Consider the following 24,950-nt stretch of genomic DNA (forward strand, 5'->3'; position numbering starts at 1 on the left):
AGTAATTAAGTTATTTTATATCTATCATATTAACTACATAAATTATCATCGTCAAGAAAAGTGTCTCGGATTAAAGATTCTTCATTCCCTAATATCTTTTAGTACTCATGTATTTATTAGAAAAAGATTAGATCTATGTTCATTACATGAAATGAATAATAAAAAGGCCAAAATGAACATATTCTTGTTCGTTTTGGCCTTTTTATTATTGCTTCAGATGATTCTTAACTGCTCTTATAACCAATTCGTGATCTTCTTCTGGTGGTAATCCCGAAACTGTTATCATTCCAATAACCCCTACGTCTTTTATTCTGATAGGAAAGCAGCCACCAAACGCAGCATATTCCGAAGTATCTAAAAGATATTTTTCATTATATGAGATTCCAGTTATTTCACTTTGTATCTGCATATAATACGAGCTATGATCATGCAGAGAAACGACTCGTTTTTTACGCTCAATCCATTTCGTATTTTCCTCATTTGTCCCTGTCATTTTGAAATGAAACAATTGCACACCGTTTTTCGTTATATCAGCAGCAATCAATTTCCCCTCTTTCTTCGCTGTTTCAACGATAAATAAACCTAGTTGCAGTGCATCTTCATTTGTAAAAGAGGAAAATTGAAGTGTTTCCTCCTCTATTAAAATTCGTTTACTTATTTCATTCAAATTTGAAGTACTCATATCTTTAACCTCCATAATTGTTTTATGCCACACCGACATTTTTTCGAAATTATTAGGCCATATAGTACAACCTTTCAATCAATCTGATTCTAAATAAACTACTGTAACATCTTTGGTGACTAGTACCGTAAAGCTTGTTTTCTTCTTACTGGTGCTATTATGAATGATATTCAAAGTTATAAAAAGTACTATTCTAGTTACCCTTATCTTACAGAGACTATTATGAAATATATTTAACATCTTAAAAATGTATGTACTAAAGAATAATATTTTTAATCACTAGCTTTTTTGATCAATCATTATAATCCAATTTCATCAAAATTTTTATCAATTATTACACTATCCAACAATAGGAGGAAACAAAGATGGATGAAAATATATCCAAAAGCTGAAAAGCAGTTGAATCCCTTGAAGGAATAGTTGTAATTCACTACATATAGAAATAGACATACAAAAACGCTATCCTTTCCTATAATTCTAAAGAAAGAATAGCGTATTTTTTCAAAAATGAGTTCTTTTATTGAGAAACTTTGATTCTATATCATACATAAAAGAGCAACTAGTGCTAAAACAGCTGGAAGTCCTTGTTTCACAATAATTGATTTATTAGATGTGAAACCTCCGAAAATAGCTGCTATCACCACACAAATCACGAAAAATAATTGGACCATATAACCAATTGGATTGAGCCCAAGTACAAGTCCCCAAATGAGACCAGCCGCTAAAAATCCATTATATAAACCTTGGTTTGCAAACATAATGGCTACGTTTCGATCTCCTTCTAAATGCTTCGGTAATTTGAAAGCACGTTTCGCTACTTTTGAATCAATAAAAAACATTTCAAGGATCATGATAAATAAATGTTCTAATGCTACGATCCCGACTAAAATAGCTGCGATTATTTCCACACTATTCTGCCCCCTACACTCTCTATTCTTTAATATTCTCTACATTTTTTTGTATCTATAATAGAACATGAATAAGTATTTTGCGTTCTTCTCCACTGATATTTACGAACATTTCCTTCATAAAATGTTCCTTTTCTTTCTTGTCAAAATATTAATTGATGTATCAATTATTGATACATCAATTAATATACATCTCTCTTTTTATTTTTGCAAGTTTTTTTGCTCAATTGGTTTTATTTTGTTCCAGCAACTTTAAACCAATTCAAAACATCAGTTCGTATTTCTAGAAATCATAATTACTTTAGGTTCATTCTGACAATCATATTTAACTAAATATATAAAAGAATTGAGTTATATCTCCATCAATTTATAAAAATTATTTTTTTCTAAAAACAGATACTTTACGTTTTTTATAGTAATAAAAATCATTTTTTGTTTCAGAGGCAATCCATTTTGTTAGCTTGATGGGCATAGGATAGCACCATATGACGAACCAATTATCTTTCAAGAAGACGGCTAGAAATCTGGATTTGGTACAGGAGTTGCCTACTTCCCCGATCCAGATGGTACTAATTTAGAGCTAATTGCTCCAAAAGGGCCATTCAGACATGAATAGTTAAAATAAATTAATACCGAAACAAGCCACCTTCTGCCTGGAAGGTGGCTTGTTTGTCGGCAAGTTGATAGAATGACTAAAAAAGGACAAACTCTCCAATGTGAGAAGTTTGTCCAAAAAGTTTTTCATGTTAACTATTTTTACACTAATACCAATAATAGTGAATTAGAATAATGACTTAATACTTGCTAAGACAGTAAGTACACCTACAATAATAACAAATACGTTGCTCATTTTCCCTTTGTATTTAGCTAGTACTGGCACTTTTTGAATCGCATACATCGGTAATAGACATAAGATAGCAGCAACTAATGGACCGCTTAGAGAATCAATAAGTCCAAGAATACTTGGATTTGTATAAGCAACAAACCAGCATGATAATACAACAAAAGTAAGGATTACTGTCTTAATTGTTTTTTCTTCAATATCTTTTCCACGTGATTTACCGAACTTAATAATCATGTCACGCATTACTTCAAATGCTCCTATATAATGGCCAAGGAAAGACTTTGTAATAGCCACAAAAGCAATAATTGGAGCTGCAATCGTGATTACAGGCGAATTAAGCTCATTAGCAAGATATGAAAGAATTGATAAGTTTTGTTCTTTTGCCATTTTTATATCATCTGGAGTCAAGCTCAATGCGCTACTCCAAACGAAGAACATAACAACAGCGAATGTCATGATATAACAAACCTTTTGTATTTGCGCACATTTAGCATCAGTGGCTTCGATTCCATACGTAGCTCTCTGTTTCACAACAAATGATGAAATCATAGGTGAATGATTAAATGAGAATACGATGATTGGTAGAATCATCAATATCGTCCCAAAATAGCCTGTTCCTGTTGAAGCAGTTGAAACAGCTGAAAAGCTAAGCATTGACGTATTCCACTGTGGAATTAAAGATATTGCGATAAAAAGTAGAGAAACTATGAAAGGATACACTAACATACTCATTACCTTTACAGTAATATCTTGACCAAAATTTAGTATAGCGATAAGACCAAGAACTAATACAAGTGATAAAATAGCCCTTGGAGGTTCTGGCATGTGCAATTGATGCACGATAAAACTACTTGCAGTATTTGTAAGCGCAACCGAATACATTAGTACGATTGTATAAATTGAACTGAAATATACGATGTTAAAAATGATACTCGCTTTATTTCCGAAATACTCTCTAATTGTACCTGTGATCCCCTCATCAGCAGAATTAGAAGCGTATATCATTTTAGCAAGCGCCCTATGTGAGTAGTACATAACTGGATATGCAAGTAATGTAATTAGTAGTAAAGATAATAAACCACCTGAACCTGCATTAATCGGTAAAAAGAGCACCCCTGCTCCAATTGCAGTTCCAAATAGACTGAGTGCCCATGTAGTATCCTGCTTATGCCACTTTTTCGGATCTGCATATTGCTCATTTTTTCGTGCGGTATTTTCAGCTTGAACTTCTATTTTCTTTGCAGTATTCCCGTTCATATAATAACTCCCCCTTGTATCTATTCCTACATCTCTCTTTGTACCTAACAAATATTCCCTTTTCGGAAAATGAATTCCTTACAAGTTGCCCCACTTTGTATGTCCTTCATCATAATGAATCCAAATTGAAACATTCGCTAGTTAGCGTCCTAATATAATTGTTAGCGTTCACAAAAAAGTTTACTCGTAATATCCGCTCTTTATATAAAGACCTCTTAAGAGAACAATATAGAATAGACTTCATAAATACGTTGCAACATTTCTAATAACAGTGTATTACTTTAATGGTTTCTCTTTTTTTACTTTTAACAGTAATTTTAGCTAAACCGGCCTCTCTTAATTTGCGAGGCATTTCTTTCTCAATTCTATACATTACTTTAATAACTTCGGCAGCACTGATGATATTGCTTACACAAGCCACTGAAGCACTTTACATACATTTCGCCTCTAATCACACACCTTTCTTACTAGTAATCGCATTTTTTATATTTTCTCCAGAGATAATAAAAATTCTCTCGACGCCCTCATTATAACGTGTATATTTATAAAATTAATATTTTTATATTTTCAGAAATATTAAAGGTGAATAATTTTATATGGATAATATTTTACAGTTAGCATGTAGCCATTGTTTTTATCGCTTAAAGCTGAATTAGTTAGTAAAAAAATACAATAATACATTGTTTTTCTAGGTTACTCATTATAAAGATACTTATATCCCCTTTATCAAAAAATTTCATTTTAAACATAAAAGATATTCTAATAAATAATTAATGTAGGTAAAAAGAAAAAATTCCAAAATAAAAAAACCAAATTTTAGGATATATATTATTAATATTGAATTCATATACATTTTAAAAAGATACACTGAGTAAAAAAACAAAAAAGCTGCCCCATATGGACAGCTCATTTACATAATTATCATTATCAAGGATGCACAAACAAATCACTTCAATGTTATCTTAATTGTAGTTTGTTCGACTCTTCTTCAGGAATATCTCTATGTTTATAATGAATCGTTTTTAGATCATTTCCTTTTATGCGAAAAGTAATTGTGTCCTCTCCATAAGGCGGGTTGTGTGCACCCTCAAAAGTTTGAATTTGAACAGTTACATAAAAAGTATAGTTTGTTGTATCTTTTTTTATTTCAAGTATTTTTTCAGAACCTCGATACCAAAGTTTTGGTTCCTTATAATAGTTTTCAACCTCTTTACTTATTGGCTCCAATAAGAGCTCAATTACTACTTCTTTTAAAAGCTGTTTTGATACAGTTATTCTGCTGATTTTCTTTCTTTTTACATCTATAATTCTCCAAAAATCCCCGCTCTTTTCAACGGTATAAAGAACATTCGTACCGTCCGCTTTCAAAAGATGAAAATAACCTTTATTTCCCTTAATATATAATCGTGGTTCATTAATCCACTCACCTTCTGTTTGCACTATTCCTAAAAACAACTGAGTAAGTGGTGTTATCTTATAATCTAATTGGTTAAATTCACCAAACGAATAAAGTTTATAACCAGTTAAATCTATGCCAAAATTTCTGTTTATATCATTTTCCTTTTTTACAATTGCTTGAGCAGAAATGCAGGGTAATAAAAAAATAAACAGACATATGATGCTAACCATTGTTAATCTTATTTTCATAACATCCATCCCCTCTTTTATTAAGATGCAACAAAAGAAAGGATATTATTGATTAGGGTATAAGCTAAAAAATTAAACTCCCCCATTAACTAGCTCGTTTATCGAGTTTAATTTTGAAGAAAGTCCGATAAACCATTCTTCGTCTCCTGTTAATAATGCAAGGTCTATAAGGTAAAGAATTTGTTCCTTATTTATTGCCTTTGATTCAGGGAGTTTTTTTACATGTTTACTTAAAAAGGACATTGTTTTATTTATTGTATCTCTGTTGTCACATTTCACAACATTAACCTTAACTACTTCCCCTACATTATCAAATGATTCAATATAACCAAGTATTAATTCACCCTCTACTGATATTCCTCGAACCCAATCGCCTACTTTTAAAACAGGATTATGCTTTGACATCATACTCTTTCACCTTCCTACAAATTATTTTTAGTGACGATAAACAACATAAAAAAATAAATTTAACTGTAATATTTTTCATTACATTTATGTGTTAAGAACTCACGGCTATATAATAATTAAGCCGCTTAACGCTCTTGATTAATAAGGTCAACAACTTCTTTCATTGTATAATTCTTTAAGTATTCACCTAGATGTTCTTCAGCACCTAAGAAAATAGCAAAAAGAACTTTTCGCATGTTCGAACCTACAACACACTGATCGTTTGATTCCGGACACTTCGGCTGCAAAGCACCTTCAGAGGTTATCTGATAAATATGCCAAAGATTAACTTCACCTAAATCGCGAGCGAAAATAAAGCCTCCACCAGTTCCCTCTTTTGATTGTATAAACTTATGTTTTTTTAACAAACTTAGTACTTTACGAATACGTACTGGATGTACACCTGCACTTTCTGAAATAGCATTACTTGTTGACATCCGGCCTGGCTGTAAAGCTAAATAAGTTAAACTGTGAATGGCCAAGGTAAAGTCGCTGTTCATTGTTTTCCTCCTACGATTAAAAATATTGTTTCTCATATATTAACATACTGTAGCCATAAATATTACAGATAGGTTAGAACGTTAAAACATATAGAATACTTCTTACCATAAAAAATTAATTCCTTTATATTCTATCCGGTCTGGCCTATATCCGATAACTTCATTTAGCTTTTTAAGTTGAAAATAAAATTAAACACTCCACTGTTTCTTCACTTGTTCTTCTGCCAGTTGTTTAATTTTTGTCCAAATCGTATCTTTACTCACAATAACATTTGTTTGATAATTTCTATCATTATAATTAACTGTAACACATACTTCAATCATCTTCTGCTTCCTCCTTTCAAAAAACTTTTTCTAAAAAATATTACTTATTAATTGGCCAATTTTTGCAGTTCAATGTTTAAAAATGTTCGAACGCTACGTGGTAAAAACTTGCGAATTTCTTCATCATTAAAACCAATCTGTAATCTTTTCTCATCCAGCATAATTGGGCGACGCAACATTAGTGGATACTCGATTATTAATTTATAAAATTCATTAAGCGAAAGCTCCTCAATATTTATATTTAAGTCCTGAAAAGTTTTGGATCTAGTTGAAATAATTTCATTAGCCCCCTCTTCAGTTAAACGAAGAATTGCTTTAAGCTCATCAACTGTCATAGAATTTGATACGATGTTTTTTTCAATATAATCAATTTGATGCTCTTCAAGCCATGCTTTCGCTTTTCGGCATGAAGCACAGCTTGCTGTTGTATATAGAATTACCATATTTAACTCACTCCTTTAATGTTTTTTATCAAACGTACATTTTACATATCGGTTATTGAAATGTATTAAAAAAAATTACAGTTTAGAATCAAATTCACGTAATGTTTCGTTTATCTCTACTATTCATTTCTTTTCAAAATGCTTCTTCTATAACATTGTTGAAACTACATTTTACAGACGATGACAACTCACTTCTAAAAATCTTACTGTAATTTTAAACTTTACAGTTCGATTAATCAACTGTTAAGTCTTGGATTAATTATTGTAACGCAACAAATCGTTTTCTTTTGTATGAATGTCCTCATAGTATTACAGCTAACCAATCTCAAATGCACTTCAAAGCACATTTTATTCATTTCTTGCTTACAAGTGCTATTATGGAATATATTTAACATAATAAAAAGTACGTACTTTAAAGTGTTATAGGTACTAAAAAGTAATATATACACTTTAAAGTGCAGTTCTGCTTACTTCTCTCTTACATCAGTTATTATGAACGACATTTCGCACAATAAATAGTACGTACTTTAAAGTGTTATCGGCACTACAAAGAAATAATTTTAGTATTACAACGTATTTAGGCTCAAAACTATAATCTAAATTCATCAAAGGAGTTTTTTTATGAAAACATACAATATTCCTGTAGAGGCGACTTTAGAAGTTATTGGCGGAAAGTGGAAAGTTGTTATCCTTTGTCATTTAAAAAAAGGGACAAAAAGAACGAGTGAATTAAAACGATTAATGCCTGGTATTACGCAAAAAATGTTAACGCAACAATTACGGGAACTAGAAGAAGATGGTGTAATCCAAAGGAAAATATATGACCAAGTACCACCGAAAGTAGAGTACTCTTTAACCGATTACGGTTCGTCTTTAGGAGCTATACTCGATTCCCTCTGTTCCTGGGGAGAAGTTCATCTTGAAAAAACCGGGAACACATCCATGCTGATTACAGCCGATGAATAATAACTGCTCCTACTATATGTGTAAATTCTATCCAAGATAAAAAAACGGTTGAGACAATACTTGCCTCAACCGTTTTTTATGTCTCTTTATAATTTTTTGCCGTAATGACTGTTTCAAACTCAAAGGTTTCTGGTAGATGATCTGCATAAGAATATTCAAAAGTTCGTCCATCCGTTAAGTAAGCTACTTGTTCAACTCGCATTAGGAAATCCTGATTTGTTAAGTTCATAAACTGCTTTTCCCTATCATCTGGGCGAATTCCTTTAACCCTGACAACAGATGTCCCTACTTCAAGGCCAAGTTTATTTTGAATATGTGAGTATATCGACTCCTCTAAAACAGAAGCCTCAACACCTGGGATAACCGAAATTGGCATCCATGTATGCTCCATAATCGTCGGAATGCTGTGAATGATGCGGAGGCGAATGATTTTATAGACGAAATCACCGATTGAAACTCCCAATTTCTCAGCAACTACTTCATCAGCCCCAACAATCGCAAACTCGATAATTTTACTTTCTACCTCACTGCCGTATACAGCTTTCGTACCCGTTAAAGTTTGAATCATTCGTGCCTTTTCCTGTTGACGCCAATCTTGCACCACTGTTCCGCTTCCGCGCCGGCGGATGATGTAGCCATCTCTAACTAATAGATCCAGCGCTTTCTTAATAGTAAGGGCTGAAACACCAAATTCTTCAGCAAGGACGGGGCTACTCGGAATTTTTTCGTTGATTTTATATTCACCGTCTAAAATTTGCTGTTTAATCTTTTGATAAATGCCGAGGTATTTTACTTGTGTTGATCCGCTTGCCATTTTCATACCTCCTTTATACTGCAAACTCTCTTCTATTCATTCAAATGTAAAGCCTCAAGTTTGTAAACTGAAGGTGATGGGGCAGCAAATCCATTTTCTAAGATTTCAATATTCGTTACCGCTTCTTCGTCTTTCACAAGTTTTGGTGCACCATTTATAATTGTTTCATACGCGGAATCATAGAAACGACCGTAATCACCAAGCGGCGTTTTAATTTGTTTTTCAATCCAGTCACCATTTGCATTACGATATTTAGCAACTCCATAGTACATCGGTGAATCTTCACCAAACCCTGCACTCTCAGGCATAATCCCCGCTTTCAAATCATTTTCCTGCTGATCTTCACCATATTTAATAAATGATCCATTTGTTCCATGGACGATAAAGCGTGGATAATCTTTTGCTACGACATGGTTCGTTTTCAGCTTAATCTTCAACTGATTTCCGTAATGTAAACCAACATCGAAATAATTATCAACCGCACCTTCCATTTCATTATTACGAATATCGTATGTCACCGTATCTGGACGGCCGAATAGTGAAATCATGCGGTCCATCGTATGAATACCTAAACTATAAAATGAACCTTCTTCTTTTGGAGCTTCATGAGTGATTGAACCAGGACGGAAATAATCAATATGTGATTCAATCTCAATAATATCACCAAGGAATCCTTGTTCAACTACTTGCTTCACAGCTAAAAAATCACCATCAAAACGGCGGTTTTGATAAGGCATAACTACTACACCTTTTTCTCGTCCTAAAGCTAATAATTCTTTCGCATGTTCCACTGTATCGCAAAATGGTTTTTCAACGATAACTGACTTTCCAGCAAGTATAACTTTTTTCGCTAATTCGTAATGCGTATGTGCTGGCGTACAGACCGTCACCACTTGAATTTCTTTGTCATTCAACAATTCATCCAAATCAGTAGTGAAGTAAACACCTTTTTCCTTATATGGAGCCGCTAATTTTTCATTTATTTGACGTACAAAAATCGTTTTTATTTTTATATTATTACGTGTGTTTACATAAGGTAAGTGATAGCGGTTAGCTGACTTTCCAAATCCAATAAAGCCCATTGTTAATGTCATATTTTTCAACTTCCTTGCTCATAAATTTTCGTTTCTATATTTATTATATAATTTAATCATTAAAAGTATATAGTTTTAACTTTATAATTATATATCAAATAAAAAATCCACGATAAAATTCATTCTCACTATAAGTTATGGACCTATAAAGTGAAACTTTAATCAGTGGGGCGGTTTATCCCCTACTGATTATTTACCCGTAAATACCGGGATGAAAAGGAGCGTAATGAACATGGCATATACTACTATATCTATGGAAATTTTCGGATCACCTGAACAAGTATGGCAATTAATCGGAGGTTTCAACTCCCTTCCAGACTGGTTACCTTATATACCTAGTAGTAAATTAACTGAAGGCGGTCGTGTACGTCATCTAGCTAATCCAGATGGTGATACAATTATAGAACGCTTAGAAGTATTCAATGATAAGGAACGCTACTACACGTATTCAATCATGAATGCACCGTTCCCGGTCACTAATTATTTATCTACAATCCGGGTGAAAAAAGGTGCTGAAAGTAACACATCATTAGTAGAGTGGTCTGGTACGTTCACTCCTGTTGAAGTTAGTGATGAAGAGGCAATTAATCTGTTCCATGGTATATACAGCGATGGGCTCAAAGCATTGCAGCAAGCATTTCTAGATTAATTAATATAATTGATTGAGAAGAAAAAGTTAATTAACAGTCAAATATTCGACTTTGTGGTTAAATTCATTATGAAAGATAAACAAATACAACTTTCATGCCTGCTTGTTAATGACAAGAAATAAAAAATACTACCTCCAAATGGAAGGTAGTATTTTTTTATTAATCAGGAAAAACAATTAATCCCTCTTCTTTTTCCTCTTGTTTTAAATCTTCTTCTGGGAAGGTTACAGTTGAATTTTTATCACCTGTTCTTTTTGTTTCTTCACCTGGAAATACGAAAGTTGAATTTTCTTTTCCTTCATTTTTTTCTATGTTATCTGGAAATACCATAGGATCATTGGTAGTCAAATCACTATTATATCCAAGGTTAGACAAAATCGCCCTTAAATCTGGTAAAACCCCTATTTTATCAGATGATGGGTTATTAGACTTTGTGCCTGTATTTGGATTACTTAAAATTGCTCTCAATTCTTTTGGTGAATATGCCTTACCTAAATGTTCTTTAGCAATCCCTTGAATCGATACAGCAGCCCCAGCAATTATAGGCGAAGCGCTAGAAGTACCACGGAAATTAGGAGTATAACGATTAATTATGTTCTGATCTGTAATTTTTTGTCCTTTACTATTTTGATTTTGATATGTATCTAATGTATCAACATATTCTCCCCAACCATATACATCAATTCTACTACCATAGTTAGAGAAAGCTAAACGTTTATGAGGAACTCTTGCAGTAGATGCTCCAACTATAATAGATCCTGAATCTTTAAAGTCTGGACTATTTCGATTTAAAATCTGTTTACCATTACGGTCTTTAAATTCATCTAAATCAATCCCACCATTACCAGCTGCTTCTACAATAATAATGCCTTTATCTGTCCCTTTGCGAATTGCGTTAAATATACTAGGATACACTTCGACTGGTAAAGGGTCATCTCCATATCCATCATATTTAAAGGATTCTTCAATTAATAAAACATCTCCAGCCTGTAAAGAATCTACGGCACTTAAAATAGCATCTCTTACATCGATTCTCCCATTATCTCGGATCACTGAAATTACTTTTGCCTTTGCTTTTGGTGCAATCCCAATGTTCCCAATTCCATTGTCAGCTGCAGAAACAACACCTAGAACTGAAGTACCGTGAGAAAGATCATTACTCATTTTTCCAGACATAAATTCAATATTTTGACCGACTAAATCTTCATGATTTAATAACCAGCCTTCTTCCAAATCTACAAAAGTTGCTCCCTGACCATTTCCTCCTTTAATTCCCCAAGCATAAGGAGCATTAATTCCTAAAGGTGCCTCTTCAAGATATCCCTGTCTCGAAAATCTAGGTTCATCATAAGGATTGACTGATAATACAGGCCCTCTCGAGCCAGTTGTTGTGTTTATACTCTTATTAGAACGAACTTGTATTTTACTAGAATCGTTATTAGCAGCATGTACTGTATTTGTTACAAATGTCGTACCTACCCCAGCAAAAGTTGTAATTGCAAGTGATGATATCAACATACCCTTAAAATTTTTCATTTTTCCACCTCTAGTTTTCTATTAGAAATAACATATTTAATAATTTGTACGAACAAAAAACATTTTATCTCATTATAAAAATTAATAGATTTTTATAACTTTTTGATTTACATAAAAACTCCCTTCATTCTTGTAATTCAATGTGTACATTTCAAAACAACGAACTTACTGTAACTATTATAGTTACACCTTTATTGATTTTCAACTACGAAATATAAATTTTAAAAAATAAATTTATATTACTTTAAAACAGTACTAGCCTTTTACGCACATACAAATGCAAAACGTTTGTCCAAATTACAGCAATCAATAAGTTTATGGACTGCGAAAGAAATAAGAAAAAGCAAAACACTAAGTGCTTTGCTCCTTATAAAATCCCTTTTAACTTTTCACCAATTAACTTCGCTACATACTCATAACCTTCTGGTCCAAAGTGTAATCCATCTTTTTCATCATTTTCTACAAATCTTTTATAATCCCGTTCTTGAATCATTTCAGCGAATACGTTTAGAAAATAACTTCCTGTTTCCCTCGCCACTTCCTCCACCACGTCTGCATACTGACCAAGTACTCTATTTGTTCTGTTATGCTGTCTTTCTTCATCAACTGGTGCAGGACTAATCAGTAGTACTTTATTTGATGAAATTTGGTTCACAATCTTCTCTAAGTTTTCTTTATATGCTTGTAATGACACTTGAGAAAAAGGGACTGCATCATTCGTACCAAGAAAAACTGTTACGAAATCTGGTTTATATGATATTACATCTTCTTCAATTCTATTTAACGCATCAAATGTATTATCACCTGGAATACCTGCATTCACTATTTTCCAGTTCGGAAACACCTCTTGCAAACGTGGTGTTAATCTCGGCATTCCATTAAAAAATGTTTCATCAGCTGTAATACTATCTCCAAAGCATACTAACGTTTTCATTAAGCTATTCTCCTTTTACGTATGAAACAACTTTCCTTCTATTGCTTTTATATATCTTTCAGCAGAACGTTCAACTGCCTCATTTGCATTTTCTTTTACTACTCGATGAAAAGCGTTGTATAAACGATTAAACTGTAACAGCTTCACTCGATTCACCATTTCTTCCACTTTTCTCGCTGGTAGTGGAATTAAGTTTGGATAGCTGTACATGAAGCTTACCCACCTTTCATCCGCTACAACTTGAATAATATCACCTGTTAACAAAATCCCTTTTCCATCATTACCTTCTTCCCAATGTAAGACAGATCCACCTTTAAAATGTCCCCCTAAACGATGAATGACTAATCCATCAGCTAATTGTAATGACTCTCCAGACCAGTAAATAATACGACTACTCGGGCGCATTACCCACTCTTTATCATCTTCATGTATATAAATTGGTACATCAAATGTCTCCGCCCATTCTACCTGCGTTGAATAATAATGCGGATGAGACAATGCAATTGCATCTAATCCACCAAGCTCTTTTATCTTCTCAATTGTCGTTTCATCTAAATACGTAATACAGTCCCATAGTAAACGATATGACTCTGTTTTCACTATAAATGCAGTTTGACCGATCGCAAATCCTGGTTTTGTCGTAATACTATAAAGTCCATTTTCCTCTTCGATTATTTCATTTTTATATGTATCACCTGTTTGTAAGCTTTCTAGTGTCGTCCAAGATTGTCCTTTTTGGTTAACATATTGCCTCTCTTCATCACAAATATGACAACTCACCGGTTCTTCTACACTCGCTGCATACTGCACACCACACGTTGTACAAACGAAATTTTCCATAATAATTCCCCCTATCCCTATTTCTTTATTAAGCTGACTTTTGTTGATAATGATCTGCTTTTTTATTTTCAATTAACAAACTTATAAAAGTAAGTAAATAGACAACTGTAACCGATAATGGAATTACAATAAATCCTTTTTCTGCAAAAAGAATCCCACAAACTGACGTTACAAATACAGTCCCTACTGACAATAAACCATAACTTTTACTTTCATAAATCCATACGTACGGAATAAAATGAACACCTATTAACATCGCTACTACAAAAGGTAACCATTCTGGAAATTGAAAATAGGCAAGTAATACAAGTGGAATATTCAATACATTTATCCCACCAATTAAGCCTGCCAAAACCCCTAACGGATTTCCTTTCGCAAACATATCAATTTTCAATATAGCAGCTATCATTAAGCCAAAAGGAAACACACAGCCCATACCGATTAAATATACCCACACCACTTGTTTTTCAGAAAGAACAAATCCCGTTATACTCATAACTATCCAAAATAAAACGCCGGCTAATATAATCGGTAAGCCTCTCTTCGTTTTTATTGCTAAATCCTTTTTCGCTTCTGCAACATTCATTTCACTATCTCCCCCCAAAATATTTGTGCTATAAAGCCGGCTTAATTTCACCCATCCAATAACGCCAAGCTATTAAATAATCTTCTAAATCTTTCGGGTGATGTCTTAAACATGTGTCTATACGTAAATATAATCCTATGACTATTTCTTCATATAAATCACAGTCTTTTTTATGAAATACACACTGTTTCATCGCATAATTAATTGTTTCTTTTGTTAAATTTTCCGGAGTTGAACAAAACGCGTAAATTAAATCGTATATAGGATCTCCTAACACTGGTAAAGGATCAATTACACCGTGCAGTTTATTCTCTTTAAATATAAAGTTATGAAATCCAAGATCACCATGCAATAAAAATGGCTGATTTATTCCAGCATCCCTATTTGCTAAATTAAGAACCGTTCTATACTCTTCTTCACTTATGTAACGTCTTACATTTTCATGAGCTTCTATCACATTTGTTGTTAAAAATTCACTCCAAGATTGAAGCAGATTTTCTTTCCATCCCCAGCCATCAACCTCTGTAGCCACTTCATACTTATTGATAACTTCCTTTACAAGTTTACAAAGAACACTCCGTTTATGGCCTAGTTTGCAAGACGTTGTGCCCTCAAGGAATGAGTAAACAATATAGCGATTTAAAGGTTCCTTATATAAAAGCTTTGGAAATAATTCGTCCTTTTTATAAAACTGAAGAAAATAAGCTTCTTCACGTATGACATCCGATTCATTCAACTTTACAACGTATTGTTCATCCAACAAATATACAGTACTTGTCGTTCCCCCGTTTAATGCTTTTACGCTATTTGGATAATGTGAAATAACTTTTTCCTTAATTAGTTGTGCAGTGATTATTGAAATTTCCATTCTCTCACCCTTTAATTCGGAATATTCCCTTAATTCAAAAGACAACTTTACTATTATTTGACAAACGTGAGGGGAATCCTGCCAACCATCCTAATATAGCAAACAACAATTTTATTTTATTACAATGGCTTTCTTCAATATTCCATCATATAGTTCATTCCATTTATGGTAATGTGATGTGATTTCATCACTCTAAATGCTCTTCATATACTCTAATAATTTCTATTGCCGGGTCTCTGTCTTGTAATTTATGAGCCAAACTTTCTACACCAAACACTTCTGTAAAAGTATGACTGCCTACAATTAAATTAATCCCTTTAAATTTCGCATGTTGCACTGTATATAATGTTTTTTCACCTGTTATGTACGTGTCACATCCTTTTTCTAATGCACGTTCAATTAAATTTGTATTGTTTCCTGCACCGGTTAAAATCGCAATCCGTTTTACTGGTTTATCATGATTTCTCCAGCTCTTCACTTTCTCTTCCATTTTTTCTTCCAGTTTTCCAACTAAGTTTGAAAAAGGAATCGCTTCTTTATATTCTCCTATTCCCGGTAGTTCTTCTTCCTCATACGTGGAATATTCTAGTATTGTATCTATCCCAATTCCGTTAAATAACGACGTACACGTGCCAAACTTTACAAAATCTAACGGCAAATGAATCCAAAAATGATTCATTTCATATTGCTTCAATTTCTCAATACAAGCCTTTTCCATACCAAATAAAAAACTCCACGGCGCATGATGTGTAACTATCATATCGACTCCATTTTTATACGCTTCTTCAATCGTCTCTAATGTCAGATTTGTTGTGTAACCGATTTTGTGAAATTCATCTTTACTTATATGAGTAAAACCATATTCATCATCGCCATATTTGTGAAGATGCTCTTCAAATAATGATGTTATCTGTTCGTTAAACTGCGTTATATTCATTTTATTTCTCCTTTCATTTACTTTTATATTTCAAAAATAAGGAAATACTAAATAACAACGTTACATACATATAGGAGGACACCATGAAACCTGAATTTTTAAAAGCTGTACATGATGCTATCGGAAATGTCGAACACATTCATATAGAAGAAAGCGGTGCTGACAGCTTACTTATCCATCATGATGATGCACAGCAGTTACAACAAGTTGCTGTGGCGTTAGAAAATAATAATTTCCGCTCCGCTTTAAGAACAACCGGAAATGGTTCGTACATTGAAGTATTGAACAGATAATGAAAGTCCGGATGTATTCCGGGCTTTCTTTTTTATCTTGCTATTCACCGGGCAGTAAAACCCCCACTGATTAAAGTTTCACTTTATATTGAAACTTCAAACTCTTTCACATACACCGCTGTTCCAGCAATATCTATTTGTAACTTCTCGTTTTCTATCTCTTTCGTTACATAAACAGTTACACGACCATCTTTATTTATTTCCTGTCCTTGCTCAACGATTAAATCCAATTCATGTTCAAAATCTTTCTCTAAATACTCCGCATAATACGCTCCCATTACACCTGAAGCTGTTCCTGTCACTGGATCTTCAATCGTCCCAGCGTAAGCTGATGAAAAATGACGGCCGTGCATTTGTGCTAGTTCATCATAAGTTTCTAGACAAATTGGGTGAATAGAAGCATTAGGTATTTCTTTTAATACTGATGGAAATGCAGCATTATTAGGTTTCATTCTCTCGCATGCATTAAGATTTTTAATCGGTACAATTACAGTCCAATTACCAGTACTTCCATATACAATCGGTAAACTTACATCTAAATCATTTATTTCTAAACCAATACTATGAGCTAATTTTTCTTTTGAACCTGTAAATTCTTTAAACTGAGGTGCTGCCTGTCTCATTTTAATAAAGGTTTCTCCATTTTTATTTACACCTATTTGTATCGGTAAAATCCCAGCCTTCGTTTCAATCGTAAGGTTACTTTTCTCTTCTAATAAACCTTTTTCGCGCAAAGCATATATCGTCCCTACTGTCCCATGACCACATAAATCCATTTCAAAACCAGGTGTAAAATAACGCATTCTTATATCTCCTACTTCTGAAGAAAGAACAAAAGTTGTTTCGTTATATCCAACTTTTTCAGCAATAATTTGCATTTTCTCTTCCGTTAATCCATCTGCTTCTAATACAATACCTGCTGGATTTCCCTTATTTGGTTTATTCGTAAATGCGTCGTAATGAAATACGTTTATAGTCTTCATTTTCTTTTCTCCTTATTTGTTCATTTCTTTATTTTTATAATAAATAAGAAAATCCATCCACTTACCATTCTCTAAAGAAAACGCCTCTCTCTCGCATTCAAAAGAAAAACCTGATCGTTCCGCAAGACGAACAGATGGCTCATTATCAACATGTATATGTAATTCAATTCTATGAAAATGAAGACTATTATAAAATAACGATAACGCAGCTTTCACGCTTTCTATGCCATATCCATTTTTCCAGTATTGATTATGTATGGAATACCCCATCATCGCCCATTGGTAATCCATTCGTAAAATTTTTATCAGCTCTAACTTTCCAATATTAGCTCCGTCTTCTTTACGAAAAATGCCTAATACATACATCTCATCTCTATGTGCTGCTTCATCAAAACCTCTTATCCATTCCGTGAACCATGCTTTTGTTGATGATACCAGAACTTGATAGCCATCGTCATATTTATACTGCGATGGCAGTCTCTTATTAAATCCATCTAACCAACTTTCGTAATCATCTTTTTGAAATGGACGGATAATGAGTCTATCCGTCTCTACTTCTAATAACGGTAGCTTCATTTAATTTCATCCCTCGAATTATTAATTGAATATTCTTTATTATCTTACATGAAATACAAAATCTAGTAAATTATTATGTTTTTGATACATAAAAACCCAGTCATGCTTTATACATAACTGGGTTCTCCATCGTTTCATAATTTTCTATTTCATAAGAACTACATCTCGTAATTCCCTCTTCAACACTTTTCCTAAAGCATTTTTCGGTAATTCTTCTATGAATACCACTTCTGGTATTTTGTAACTGGCTAATTTCTCCTTACAATACTGAGTAATACTTTCTTCTGTTAATGTTGTTTCGCCATCCTTCACAATGTAAGCTCTTGGAACTTCTCCCCAAAAGTCATCTGGAACTCCAACTACTGCAACTTCTAAAACACCATGTATTTCATGAATAACATCTTCTACTTGATCTGGATATACATTGTCACCACCGCGTATAATAACGTCTTTATATCTTCCCATAATATGCAGGAATCCGTCGTCATCTATCATGCCAGCATCACCCATGTTAAACCAATTATCTTTCACTACCTTCTTTGTCGCCTTTTCATTATTCCAATATCCTTTAAACATGTATGGACTTCTTACATGAATCTCTCCGACTTCATTTGTTGTTAGTTCATCACCTGTTTCTGGATGAACAATTTTCACCTCTACATGTTTCAGTGTTTTTCCTACAGAAGACATCTTTTCTTTTCCCATCATTGGATGCCATGAGGTTACAACCCAACCTTCTGTACTGCCATAGCCTTGCACCATATATATTCCTTTTTCCATATATTTTTGAATGAGTGTTTCTGGCACTTTTGTACCACCGCTTTGTGCTACTTTAAAGGTTGAAATGTTACGTTCTTTTTTATTTAGCTCATCAAGCATGTAACTATAAACAGCTGGGAACGCAAGCATCGTAGTAATTTTCTCTTCTTCAATCTTATCCCAAATAATAGCAGGATTCGAATCAGCTAAGAAAATCATCGTAACGCCATGATAAATACAATTTAAAATAGAAAGCACGCCACTCATATGGAACAATGGATGCACGGATAAAAAACGTTCACCTGCTGGGATTTCTCTTTGGCCCGCAATTTCAGCAAAATAATGATGCAAGTTTTTATGTCCAATTACACATGCTTTCGCCTGTCCAGTCGTTCCTGAAGTAAATAAGTAAATGGCATCGTCTTCTTCATGAACTTCTACGTTCGGTTCTGACGTTGGCTGTTTTTGCAACTCTAATTCAAATGAACCAAAGCCTTCTTTTGTCGTTTGAATTACATAAGGGATTTCTTTAACAGCATCAATCTTTAATAATACTTCACTAAATTCTTCATCAATAACTAATACTTTTAATTTCGCTTCTTTTACAATCGTTTCTAATTCATAAGCAGTAAGCTGATGATTTAGCGGAATACATACCGCTCCAATTTTTAAACTTGCCATCATAACGCTTGGAAACGGGTGATTATTTTTGCATAGTATTCCTATACGGTCTCCTCTTTGCACACCATTATGTAACAAATAATGTGCAAGCTGATTTACTCGTTCATTATACTGCTGAAACGAATACCTTTTCTCTCCGCCTACAAGCGCTTCCAAATTTGGTGATTGCATTGCTCTTTTTTGTAATAATTTTTGCATCGTTCTCAAGTAAAACTCCCCTTTATATATGTTAGGTTTTTTATTTTACCAGATTAACTATTAATTTACTAAAGATTACACTTAGTGAATATAAGAAGAATATAAAATAGCCATTTACTTCACAAGTAAATGGCTATTTTTCATTATATATTAGAATACTTCTTGTTCATCACATATTGCACATATTCAGGTGCACTTTTATCAATCTCTTCATCACTTAGTTTATATTCTGCACCATATAAATAAAAGGAAGGTATAAATTCCATACCTGTATATAAGCATGTAGCTTGGAATGGTTTCGTCAACTCATCCATTGTAATCCCACTATTTTCATAGTCTTTTTCTAATCCACCTATAGAAATAGCTACACCAAATTCTTTTCCCTTCACTTTATCTCCTTGTGATCCGTATGCAAACCCATATGTTAATACATCATCGAACCATTTTTTCAATAAAGGTGGTGAGCTGTACCAGTAGAGAGGAAATTGAAATATATATCGGTCATGTTCTACTAACAGCTTTTGTTCCTCTTCCACATTAAACTCCCAATTCGGTGCCACTTTATACAATTCATGCACCGTAATTTCATCCGAATATTTCTCAAGTTCTTCAATCCATCTTTTATTAATTTTTGATTTTTCAATATCAGGATGTGCTACAATTACAAGTGTTTTCATCATTTTTCATCCCCTTTATAAATTATTCAACCCTTTACGTATTAGTATGAATGAGTCACATATAATTGAAAAGTACGTACTTTAAAGTGCTATAGGAACCTTAAAGTACCTGTGGAGGTGTTATATGAATCAAAATGATGACTGCCCAATTGCAACGACACTCGACGTAATCGGCGGAAAATGGAAAGTTCATATTTTATGTGTCTTAATAGATGGAAAAATGCGAACAAATGAAATCCGACGAGAAATTCCAAACATTACGCAAAAAGTTCTGACTCAACAACTTCGGCAACTTGAAGCTGATGGAATTATCCATCGTACTGTATATCAAGAAGTTCCACCAAAGGTTGAGTACACAATAAGCGAATATGGGAAATCTTTAATGCAAATTATGGATGAACTATGTGAATGGGGAAAAGATCATCAATTGAAAAGATTACATGACTAAAAAAACATTACCGTCTTTATTAAATCTTCTACATTCATATTAGTAGTTCAATATTTCTACTGAAATTTTATATTAGAGGGACTCCAACAACTCGTAATTTAGAACCCCAAATCTTTCAGAAATAAAAAACAATAACATTCATCTATAAATACTCTTTATAACAAAAGTATCTTATACTTTTCACCTTATATTTTGCTCGGACACTTTTTATTCATTGAACCGCATCCTAGTTGTTAGACATATAGTCAACAATTTGAGATGTGGTTTTATTAGTCGAATAACAGCTCTCATCAACTTTAATAATCATGACTGCAGACAAAATACTTTGCAAAGAGTTCCTGTACAAGGTGATTTTTCACATAGACTTACCAAATAGCATTTTTATAAAAAACTTCTCACATTTAAATTGGACAAGCATATTTTATTATATGAGGACTCCCTACTCATAGAAAACTACCTTTCTATTCTAAGAGCGCGCATATTTGTGTGCTCTTAAATTATTTACAATAAAATAAAGAGTTTATTAATTTTCTTAATTCACTATCGGAAAAGTACCCATAATAATATCTTTATATTTATCTATTTTTTTTTTTGATTTTTATAAAACTATATTATTTTGGAGTTGGTTAATACGTTACAAAAAACTGACCGTGTAATCATTATGGTCCCTCCATTTTCACAAGTGTTTGTTACATTTTACTCCTCATCAGGAGCACTTCTTTCATCACAAGTCTTATCTAATACCTCTCCACACCCTGTATCAATGTATGCACTTAATGAAATTGAAAGCGAATTATTTGAAGTCGAGTTAAAACCACTACTACTTCATTAAAACTACGAATAGCGGAAAGACCTTTACAACTCCCATATGGAACTACAGCAGTAGCATTTTTAGCAAAAATAGCACAAGCAGAAGAAGCTGCAGAAACGATATATAGCTTTAACTACACACTTACTATGTAGACTTCTCCTAGGAACTTCATTTTAGTTTCCGAAGAAACTAAAATGAAGTATAATTATATATGTACAATAGATATCATTAATCTATTTACAATTTTTCACATTAGCTCTTAAACAATTAAATAAATGGAGGGCATGATATGGACAATTATTATGATGTAGCGGTAGTTGGTGGTGGTCCAGTTGGACTTATGGCAGCATGTGAATTAGCTATCCAAGGCGTAAAAGTTGTTGTTTTAGAGAGAAGATTAGACCGGGTACGAAATTCTAGAGCACTCACACTACACCCTCGTTCCTTAGAATTGATGGCTATGAGAGGTATTGCAGATAGATTTTTAGCTAGAGGACAGAAATTAAATACAAGTCATTTTTCTGCCTTAGATACAAGATTAAACTTTAAAAATTTAAATACTGATTTTCCGTATACACTTTTTATTCCCCAATCTATTACAGAAGAAATATTAGAAGAACATGCATTAGAATTAGGCGTAGTCATTAAACGCGGGCATACTCTGAAAGACTTAAAACAATATGAAACATTCGTACAACTAGAAATAGAACAAAGAGAAACAATATATAAAATAGAAGTTCCATATGTAATAGGAGCTGATGGAGCAAGAAGTATAGTTCGTGAATTATCAAATATACCATTTAATGGAACAAACACAACAACTACCGCTATATTAGGTGATGTTATTTTAGAAGGTATACCAGATAATCCATTTTTATCTACTTCTAATATAAATGGGATATTAATGATGGTACCTATTACACCTGATGTATTTCGTTTTGCAATTATTGACCCTAAGAATCAGACAATACCTGTTCATGTTGCTGTTACAGAAAAAGAGTTTATAGATAGTATTTATAGTATTACAGGTAAACATCTTCAAATTAAGAGCACAATATGGCTTTCTCGTTTTGGCAATGCAACCAAACTAGCAAATACTTATCAACATAAGCGTGTATTCTTAGCTGGGGATGCAGCACATATTCATTTCCCTGCTGGAGGACAAGGTTTGAATGTAGGTCTACAAGATGCTTTTAATATAGGATGGAAATTAGGACTCGCAATAAAACAAAAAAAATATGAAAGCCTATTAGAAAGTTATCATATTGAAAGACATGCTGTGGGAAAACAATTTTTCAAGGAAGTACAAGCGCAAGAACAATTAATGATAAACTTTTCAAACGCAGGAATGGAATTGAGGGATTTATTTTCGTACCTACTTACATACCCCGAGATAAATCAAGATTTATCTGAAAGAGTAAGTGGCTTAGGGATAATGTATTCGTCGATGCACGATATAGAAAGGCATCCATTGATAGGAAAAAGATGTACAAACCTCACTATTTCTTCTCTAAATAAGAAAAGTTATAAACTCTTTGAATTAATGCAGGATGGTAAATTTATTTTATTAATACACCCTACTTATATAGATAAGATAAATAAAATAAATATTGATTCACACATAAAGGTGATAATAGGAGAAATACAAGATTCCAAGTTAAAAAATATAGATACCGTTTTGATTCGACCGGATGGTCACATAGCCACCATTGAGTATACCAAGATAGATAACTGCGAATAGTCCGGAAAAATAATCATCCATTGTATTAGTGATACAAAATAAGTTCACTTTTATAAAACGAAAAGAATCCTATTTATTTAGGACTCTTTTCGTTTTGCCCATCTCACTATTTATAAAAACATATCTACAAGGGAAGAAACACTATATTTACAGTTAACTATAAAATCCCGTTCCAAAGGACTACCCAAAACTCCTCACCTATATACTCCCATGATCAAAAATATTTGTCTCTATTTCATATAAAGTATGAAAAGCATCCATAAAGATAAAGCACCAAGGATAGCAAGCACTATACGAGTAGATAGTACTCTTACTTCAAAATCGGTTTTCTTGGATGGTTCAGGATATGCAATTACATAAATCCCTTTTAATAGTGCGAGCCATGCAATAAGTGTAATGAGTCCCTGCCAATTAAGTGTCCAAACATTATGTAAGATAACAGTACCTAACCCGAGGAAAATTGATAGAAAGCCATACATAATTCCAAATCCTCTGTCTTCTACCACTAATTTTTTCAGTTCACGTAGTATAGATGGTCGTACAAAAAGTATTCCTGAGATGATAACCGTTATCCACCCCCAAAAAAATCCTAAAAAAAGGCTTACCTCCATTGTTACTCCACTCCTTTCAATTACATTTATATTTCAGTTATTTTCCCTTTAGTATTAGATCTATAGATAAAAAACTAAAAATGTAACTTTGGAGTAAAGTCGTACTCTTTATAAAATATTTCATGTGTACATAAATAATCCTTCACCTTACTAATTTTTAATAAAATAAGCTAATTAAGAAGTATAACAAATTAATAACCACCCTACATACAACTTATGTTAGTAAGAAAATCACATGCACTTATACATATTACTTTTGTATAAAATCTTAAAAATTGTAGTCAAAGAATTACTTTTTCATCCTCTTCTTAATGTCTAGACAATCAGTATTTAAACTAAACATGCTAATATTGATTTTGTGCGATTGTCCGTTACCTCATAATAAATTTCTAATCCTTTCCGAGTACCTGTAACCATTTTAGCAGCTTTTAGTTTAGATAAATGTTGACTAATTGTACTTTGAGGCATTTGTAAATCCCCATACATTGTTGTTACATTAGTAGGGCCTTTTGCAAGCATTATTTTTACTAAAGATAGACGAACGGGATGCGCCAATACCTTTAACACCTCAGCAATTTCTTGAAACATTTCTTTTTTTTCTCTCATCTTATTTCTCCCCTTTTATATACATATTTATGTTATCCATATATATAATTCGAAGGTATATGCGTTTTTATGTCCGTCATTTTAAAAAAATATAAAAAAACTTTAATCCGAAACTAAAGGAGAATCTTAACATAATGTCTCACCACTACTCTATATTCAACTTACTAAAATCAATAAAAAAAGAGCAGATAGTTGAACTGCACCCCAATTGTTAGACACAGTCTAACAATTGGGGTGCAGTTTTTCTATGGCTAAATTTACAGCTGATGAAAAAATACAAATCGTTCTA

27 protein-coding genes and 1 pseudogene are annotated in these 24,950 nt (G+C 33.0%); 6 read left to right on the forward strand and 22 right to left on the reverse strand.

Annotation, left to right across the window (positions count from 1 at the left end; genetic code table 11):
• Positions 1-205: 205 nt before the first annotated feature.
• Both ACLBXA_RS08775 and ACLBXA_RS08780 read right to left on the reverse strand, forming a co-directional pair.
• Positions 206-721, reverse strand: a complete 516-nt coding sequence (locus ACLBXA_RS08775) for a heme-degrading domain-containing protein (RefSeq protein WP_141526675.1) — start codon at positions 719-721, stop codon at positions 206-208.
• A gap of 497 nt (positions 722-1,218) precedes the next feature.
• Entirely contained in the window at positions 1,219-1,590 is a 372-nt protein-coding gene (locus tag ACLBXA_RS08780; RefSeq protein WP_000402472.1) for a DUF1304 domain-containing protein, read from the reverse strand.
• 487 nt (positions 1,591-2,077) lie between these two features.
• Between ACLBXA_RS08780 and ACLBXA_RS08785 the strand changes: the two are divergent.
• Positions 2,078-2,206 (forward strand): annotated as a pseudogene (locus ACLBXA_RS08785) (VOC family protein); the annotation flags it as partial.
• 165 nt (positions 2,207-2,371) lie between these two features.
• On the opposite strand, the gene ACLBXA_RS08790 reads toward ACLBXA_RS08785, so the two are convergent.
• From ACLBXA_RS08790 to spxA, 6 genes are all read right to left on the reverse strand, one after another.
• Positions 2,372-3,691: an aromatic amino acid transport family protein gene (locus ACLBXA_RS08790; RefSeq protein WP_001014191.1), complete on the reverse strand. Its 1,320-nt coding sequence runs from the start codon at positions 3,689-3,691 to the stop codon at positions 2,372-2,374.
• Positions 3,692-4,648: 957 nt separating this feature from the next.
• The gene (locus ACLBXA_RS08795; RefSeq protein WP_000702349.1) at positions 4,649-5,338 is read right to left on the reverse strand and encodes a DUF3888 domain-containing protein; all 690 of its coding nucleotides are present in this window, start codon (positions 5,336-5,338) and stop codon (positions 4,649-4,651) included.
• Positions 5,339-5,410: 72 nt separating this feature from the next.
• Positions 5,411-5,743, reverse strand: coding sequence for an IDEAL domain-containing protein (locus tag ACLBXA_RS08800; RefSeq protein WP_033669682.1), 333 nt, complete (start codon positions 5,741-5,743; stop codon positions 5,411-5,413).
• A gap of 128 nt (positions 5,744-5,871) precedes the next feature.
• Positions 5,872-6,285 carry an Rrf2-family transcriptional regulator SaiR gene (saiR, locus tag ACLBXA_RS08805; RefSeq protein WP_098900343.1) on the reverse strand — a complete coding sequence of 138 codons (414 nt, stop codon included), beginning with the start codon at positions 6,283-6,285 and terminating at the stop codon, positions 5,872-5,874.
• Positions 6,286-6,474: 189 nt separating this feature from the next.
• Positions 6,475-6,609 carry a BA3454 family stress response protein gene (locus ACLBXA_RS08810; protein ID WP_000573532.1) on the reverse strand — a complete coding sequence of 45 codons (135 nt, stop codon included), beginning with the start codon at positions 6,607-6,609 and terminating at the stop codon, positions 6,475-6,477.
• 47 nt (positions 6,610-6,656) lie between these two features.
• Complete coding sequence (gene spxA / locus ACLBXA_RS08815; RefSeq protein WP_000236187.1) at positions 6,657-7,052, reverse strand: transcriptional regulator SpxA; 396 nt, start codon at positions 7,050-7,052, stop codon at positions 6,657-6,659.
• A 621-nt stretch (positions 7,053-7,673) separates the two neighbouring features.
• Here spxA and ACLBXA_RS08820 point away from each other — a divergent pair.
• Positions 7,674-8,018: a winged helix-turn-helix transcriptional regulator gene (locus ACLBXA_RS08820; RefSeq protein ID WP_000860826.1), complete on the forward strand. Its 345-nt coding sequence runs from the start codon at positions 7,674-7,676 to the stop codon at positions 8,016-8,018.
• Between the two features lie 76 nt (positions 8,019-8,094).
• On the opposite strand, the gene ACLBXA_RS08825 is transcribed toward ACLBXA_RS08820, so the two are convergent.
• Together ACLBXA_RS08825 and ACLBXA_RS08830 are read right to left on the reverse strand one after the other, a co-directional pair.
• Positions 8,095-8,832: a GntR family transcriptional regulator gene (locus ACLBXA_RS08825; RefSeq protein WP_000146279.1), complete on the reverse strand. Its 738-nt coding sequence runs from the start codon at positions 8,830-8,832 to the stop codon at positions 8,095-8,097.
• Between the two features lie 32 nt (positions 8,833-8,864).
• Entirely contained in the window at positions 8,865-9,926 is a 1,062-nt protein-coding gene (locus tag ACLBXA_RS08830) for an oxidoreductase (RefSeq protein ID WP_000176645.1), read from the reverse strand.
• A 232-nt stretch (positions 9,927-10,158) separates the two neighbouring features.
• On the opposite strand from ACLBXA_RS08830, the gene ACLBXA_RS08835 reads away from it, so the two are divergent.
• Complete coding sequence (locus ACLBXA_RS08835; protein WP_000332040.1) at positions 10,159-10,575, forward strand: SRPBCC family protein; 417 nt, start codon at positions 10,159-10,161, stop codon at positions 10,573-10,575.
• A gap of 160 nt (positions 10,576-10,735) precedes the next feature.
• On the opposite strand, the gene ACLBXA_RS08840 is transcribed toward ACLBXA_RS08835, so the two are convergent.
• The 6 genes from ACLBXA_RS08840 to ACLBXA_RS08865 all read right to left on the reverse strand — a co-directional run bounded on the left by ACLBXA_RS08840 (position 10,736) and on the right by ACLBXA_RS08865 (position 16,277).
• Positions 10,736-12,112 (reverse strand): S8 family peptidase, encoded by a 1,377-nt coding sequence (locus ACLBXA_RS08840; protein WP_000787690.1) that lies wholly within the window; start codon positions 12,110-12,112, stop codon positions 10,736-10,738.
• 367 nt (positions 12,113-12,479) lie between these two features.
• Entirely contained in the window at positions 12,480-13,046 is a 567-nt protein-coding gene (locus ACLBXA_RS08845) for an SGNH/GDSL hydrolase family protein (RefSeq protein ID WP_000855216.1), read from the reverse strand.
• 15 nt (positions 13,047-13,061) lie between these two features.
• Positions 13,062-13,886 carry a hypothetical protein gene (locus ACLBXA_RS08850; protein WP_447617173.1) on the reverse strand — a complete coding sequence of 275 codons (825 nt, stop codon included), beginning with the start codon at positions 13,884-13,886 and terminating at the stop codon, positions 13,062-13,064.
• Positions 13,887-13,914: 28 nt separating this feature from the next.
• Positions 13,915-14,472: a DUF7010 family protein gene (locus ACLBXA_RS08855; protein ID WP_001099747.1), complete on the reverse strand. Its 558-nt coding sequence runs from the start codon at positions 14,470-14,472 to the stop codon at positions 13,915-13,917.
• Between the two features lie 28 nt (positions 14,473-14,500).
• A complete protein-coding gene (locus ACLBXA_RS08860; RefSeq protein WP_000406146.1) occupies positions 14,501-15,340 on the reverse strand; it encodes an aminoglycoside phosphotransferase family protein in 840 nt (279 codons plus the stop codon).
• A 187-nt stretch (positions 15,341-15,527) separates the two neighbouring features.
• On the reverse strand, positions 15,528-16,277 hold the full coding sequence (locus ACLBXA_RS08865) for a Nif3-like dinuclear metal center hexameric protein (protein ID WP_001027990.1): 750 nt from the start codon (positions 16,275-16,277) through the stop codon (positions 15,528-15,530).
• Positions 16,278-16,360: 83 nt separating this feature from the next.
• Here ACLBXA_RS08865 and ACLBXA_RS08870 point away from each other — a divergent pair, with 83 nt between their 5' ends.
• The gene (locus ACLBXA_RS08870; protein ID WP_098900495.1) at positions 16,361-16,570 is read left to right on the forward strand and encodes a hypothetical protein; all 210 of its coding nucleotides are present in this window, start codon (positions 16,361-16,363) and stop codon (positions 16,568-16,570) included.
• Positions 16,571-16,653: 83 nt separating this feature from the next.
• Here ACLBXA_RS08870 and ACLBXA_RS08875 read toward each other — a convergent pair whose 3' ends face one another.
• From ACLBXA_RS08875 to ACLBXA_RS08890, 4 genes are all read right to left on the reverse strand, one after another.
• Complete coding sequence (locus tag ACLBXA_RS08875) at positions 16,654-17,553, reverse strand: PhzF family phenazine biosynthesis isomerase (protein WP_000849331.1); 900 nt, start codon at positions 17,551-17,553, stop codon at positions 16,654-16,656.
• Positions 17,554-17,565: 12 nt separating this feature from the next.
• Positions 17,566-18,129, reverse strand: a complete 564-nt coding sequence (locus ACLBXA_RS08880) for a GNAT family N-acetyltransferase (RefSeq protein WP_000775342.1) — start codon at positions 18,127-18,129, stop codon at positions 17,566-17,568.
• Positions 18,130-18,273: 144 nt separating this feature from the next.
• A complete protein-coding gene (locus ACLBXA_RS08885; protein ID WP_044784233.1) occupies positions 18,274-19,776 on the reverse strand; it encodes a class I adenylate-forming enzyme family protein in 1,503 nt (500 codons plus the stop codon).
• Positions 19,777-19,910: 134 nt separating this feature from the next.
• A complete protein-coding gene (locus ACLBXA_RS08890; RefSeq protein ID WP_002082441.1) occupies positions 19,911-20,444 on the reverse strand; it encodes an NAD(P)H-dependent oxidoreductase in 534 nt (177 codons plus the stop codon).
• Between the two features lie 124 nt (positions 20,445-20,568).
• On the opposite strand from ACLBXA_RS08890, the gene ACLBXA_RS08895 reads away from it, so the two are divergent.
• Together ACLBXA_RS08895 and ACLBXA_RS08900 are read left to right on the forward strand one after the other, a co-directional pair.
• Positions 20,569-20,892, forward strand: a complete 324-nt coding sequence (locus tag ACLBXA_RS08895; RefSeq protein ID WP_001072962.1) for a winged helix-turn-helix transcriptional regulator — start codon at positions 20,569-20,571, stop codon at positions 20,890-20,892.
• A gap of 1,100 nt (positions 20,893-21,992) precedes the next feature.
• Positions 21,993-23,444 carry an FAD-dependent oxidoreductase gene (locus tag ACLBXA_RS08900; protein WP_136804212.1) on the forward strand — a complete coding sequence of 484 codons (1,452 nt, stop codon included), beginning with the start codon at positions 21,993-21,995 and terminating at the stop codon, positions 23,442-23,444.
• A 230-nt stretch (positions 23,445-23,674) separates the two neighbouring features.
• On the opposite strand, the gene ACLBXA_RS08905 is transcribed toward ACLBXA_RS08900, so the two are convergent.
• Both ACLBXA_RS08905 and ACLBXA_RS08910 read right to left on the reverse strand, forming a co-directional pair.
• Positions 23,675-24,055 carry a hypothetical protein gene (locus ACLBXA_RS08905; protein ID WP_000453955.1) on the reverse strand — a complete coding sequence of 127 codons (381 nt, stop codon included), beginning with the start codon at positions 24,053-24,055 and terminating at the stop codon, positions 23,675-23,677.
• Between the two features lie 330 nt (positions 24,056-24,385).
• Positions 24,386-24,661 (reverse strand): ArsR/SmtB family transcription factor, encoded by a 276-nt coding sequence (locus ACLBXA_RS08910; protein WP_001208312.1) that lies wholly within the window; start codon positions 24,659-24,661, stop codon positions 24,386-24,388.
• Positions 24,662-24,950 lie beyond the last annotated feature (289 nt).

The sequence above is a fragment of the Bacillus sp. D48C genome (assembly GCF_053345735.1).

Excerpts from the sequence above, each read along its gene's own strand:
- ACLBXA_RS08775 (WP_141526675.1), bottom strand. The coding sequence starts at position 721 with ATGTCGGTGTGGCATAAAACAATTATGGAGGTTAAAGATATGAGTACT.
- ACLBXA_RS08790 (WP_001014191.1), bottom strand. The coding sequence starts at position 3,691 with ATGAACGGGAATACTGCAAAGAAAATAGAAGTTCAAGCTGAAAATACC.
- ACLBXA_RS08795 (WP_000702349.1), bottom strand. The coding sequence starts at position 5,338 with ATGAAAATAAGATTAACAATGGTTAGCATCATATGTCTGTTTATTTTT.
- ACLBXA_RS08800 (WP_033669682.1), bottom strand. The coding sequence starts at position 5,743 with ATGTCAAAGCATAATCCTGTTTTAAAAGTAGGCGATTGGGTTCGAGGA.
- saiR (WP_098900343.1), bottom strand. The coding sequence starts at position 6,285 with ATGAACAGCGACTTTACCTTGGCCATTCACAGTTTAACTTATTTAGCT.
- ACLBXA_RS08810 (WP_000573532.1), bottom strand. The coding sequence starts at position 6,609 with ATGATTGAAGTATGTGTTACAGTTAATTATAATGATAGAAATTATCAA.
- spxA (WP_000236187.1), bottom strand. The coding sequence starts at position 7,052 with ATGGTAATTCTATATACAACAGCAAGCTGTGCTTCATGCCGAAAAGCG.
- ACLBXA_RS08820 (WP_000860826.1), top strand. The coding sequence starts at position 7,674 with ATGAAAACATACAATATTCCTGTAGAGGCGACTTTAGAAGTTATTGGC.
- ACLBXA_RS08825 (WP_000146279.1), bottom strand. The coding sequence starts at position 8,832 with ATGGCAAGCGGATCAACACAAGTAAAATACCTCGGCATTTATCAAAAG.
- ACLBXA_RS08830 (WP_000176645.1), bottom strand. The coding sequence starts at position 9,926 with ATGACATTAACAATGGGCTTTATTGGATTTGGAAAGTCAGCTAACCGC.
- ACLBXA_RS08835 (WP_000332040.1), top strand. The coding sequence starts at position 10,159 with ATGGCATATACTACTATATCTATGGAAATTTTCGGATCACCTGAACAA.
- ACLBXA_RS08840 (WP_000787690.1), bottom strand. The coding sequence starts at position 12,112 with ATGAAAAATTTTAAGGGTATGTTGATATCATCACTTGCAATTACAACT.
- ACLBXA_RS08845 (WP_000855216.1), bottom strand. The coding sequence starts at position 13,046 with ATGAAAACGTTAGTATGCTTTGGAGATAGTATTACAGCTGATGAAACA.
- ACLBXA_RS08850 (WP_447617173.1), bottom strand. The coding sequence starts at position 13,886 with ATGGAAAATTTCGTTTGTACAACGTGTGGTGTGCAGTATGCAGCGAGT.
- ACLBXA_RS08855 (WP_001099747.1), bottom strand. The coding sequence starts at position 14,472 with ATGAATGTTGCAGAAGCGAAAAAGGATTTAGCAATAAAAACGAAGAGA.
- ACLBXA_RS08860 (WP_000406146.1), bottom strand. The coding sequence starts at position 15,340 with ATGGAAATTTCAATAATCACTGCACAACTAATTAAGGAAAAAGTTATT.
- ACLBXA_RS08865 (WP_001027990.1), bottom strand. The coding sequence starts at position 16,277 with ATGAATATAACGCAGTTTAACGAACAGATAACATCATTATTTGAAGAG.
- ACLBXA_RS08870 (WP_098900495.1), top strand. The coding sequence starts at position 16,361 with ATGAAACCTGAATTTTTAAAAGCTGTACATGATGCTATCGGAAATGTC.
- ACLBXA_RS08875 (WP_000849331.1), bottom strand. The coding sequence starts at position 17,553 with ATGAAGACTATAAACGTATTTCATTACGACGCATTTACGAATAAACCA.
- ACLBXA_RS08880 (WP_000775342.1), bottom strand. The coding sequence starts at position 18,129 with ATGAAGCTACCGTTATTAGAAGTAGAGACGGATAGACTCATTATCCGT.
- ACLBXA_RS08890 (WP_002082441.1), bottom strand. The coding sequence starts at position 20,444 with ATGAAAACACTTGTAATTGTAGCACATCCTGATATTGAAAAATCAAAA.
- ACLBXA_RS08895 (WP_001072962.1), top strand. The coding sequence starts at position 20,569 with ATGAATCAAAATGATGACTGCCCAATTGCAACGACACTCGACGTAATC.
- ACLBXA_RS08900 (WP_136804212.1), top strand. The coding sequence starts at position 21,993 with ATGGACAATTATTATGATGTAGCGGTAGTTGGTGGTGGTCCAGTTGGA.
- ACLBXA_RS08905 (WP_000453955.1), bottom strand. The coding sequence starts at position 24,055 with ATGGAGGTAAGCCTTTTTTTAGGATTTTTTTGGGGGTGGATAACGGTT.
- ACLBXA_RS08910 (WP_001208312.1), bottom strand. The coding sequence starts at position 24,661 with ATGAGAGAAAAAAAAGAAATGTTTCAAGAAATTGCTGAGGTGTTAAAG.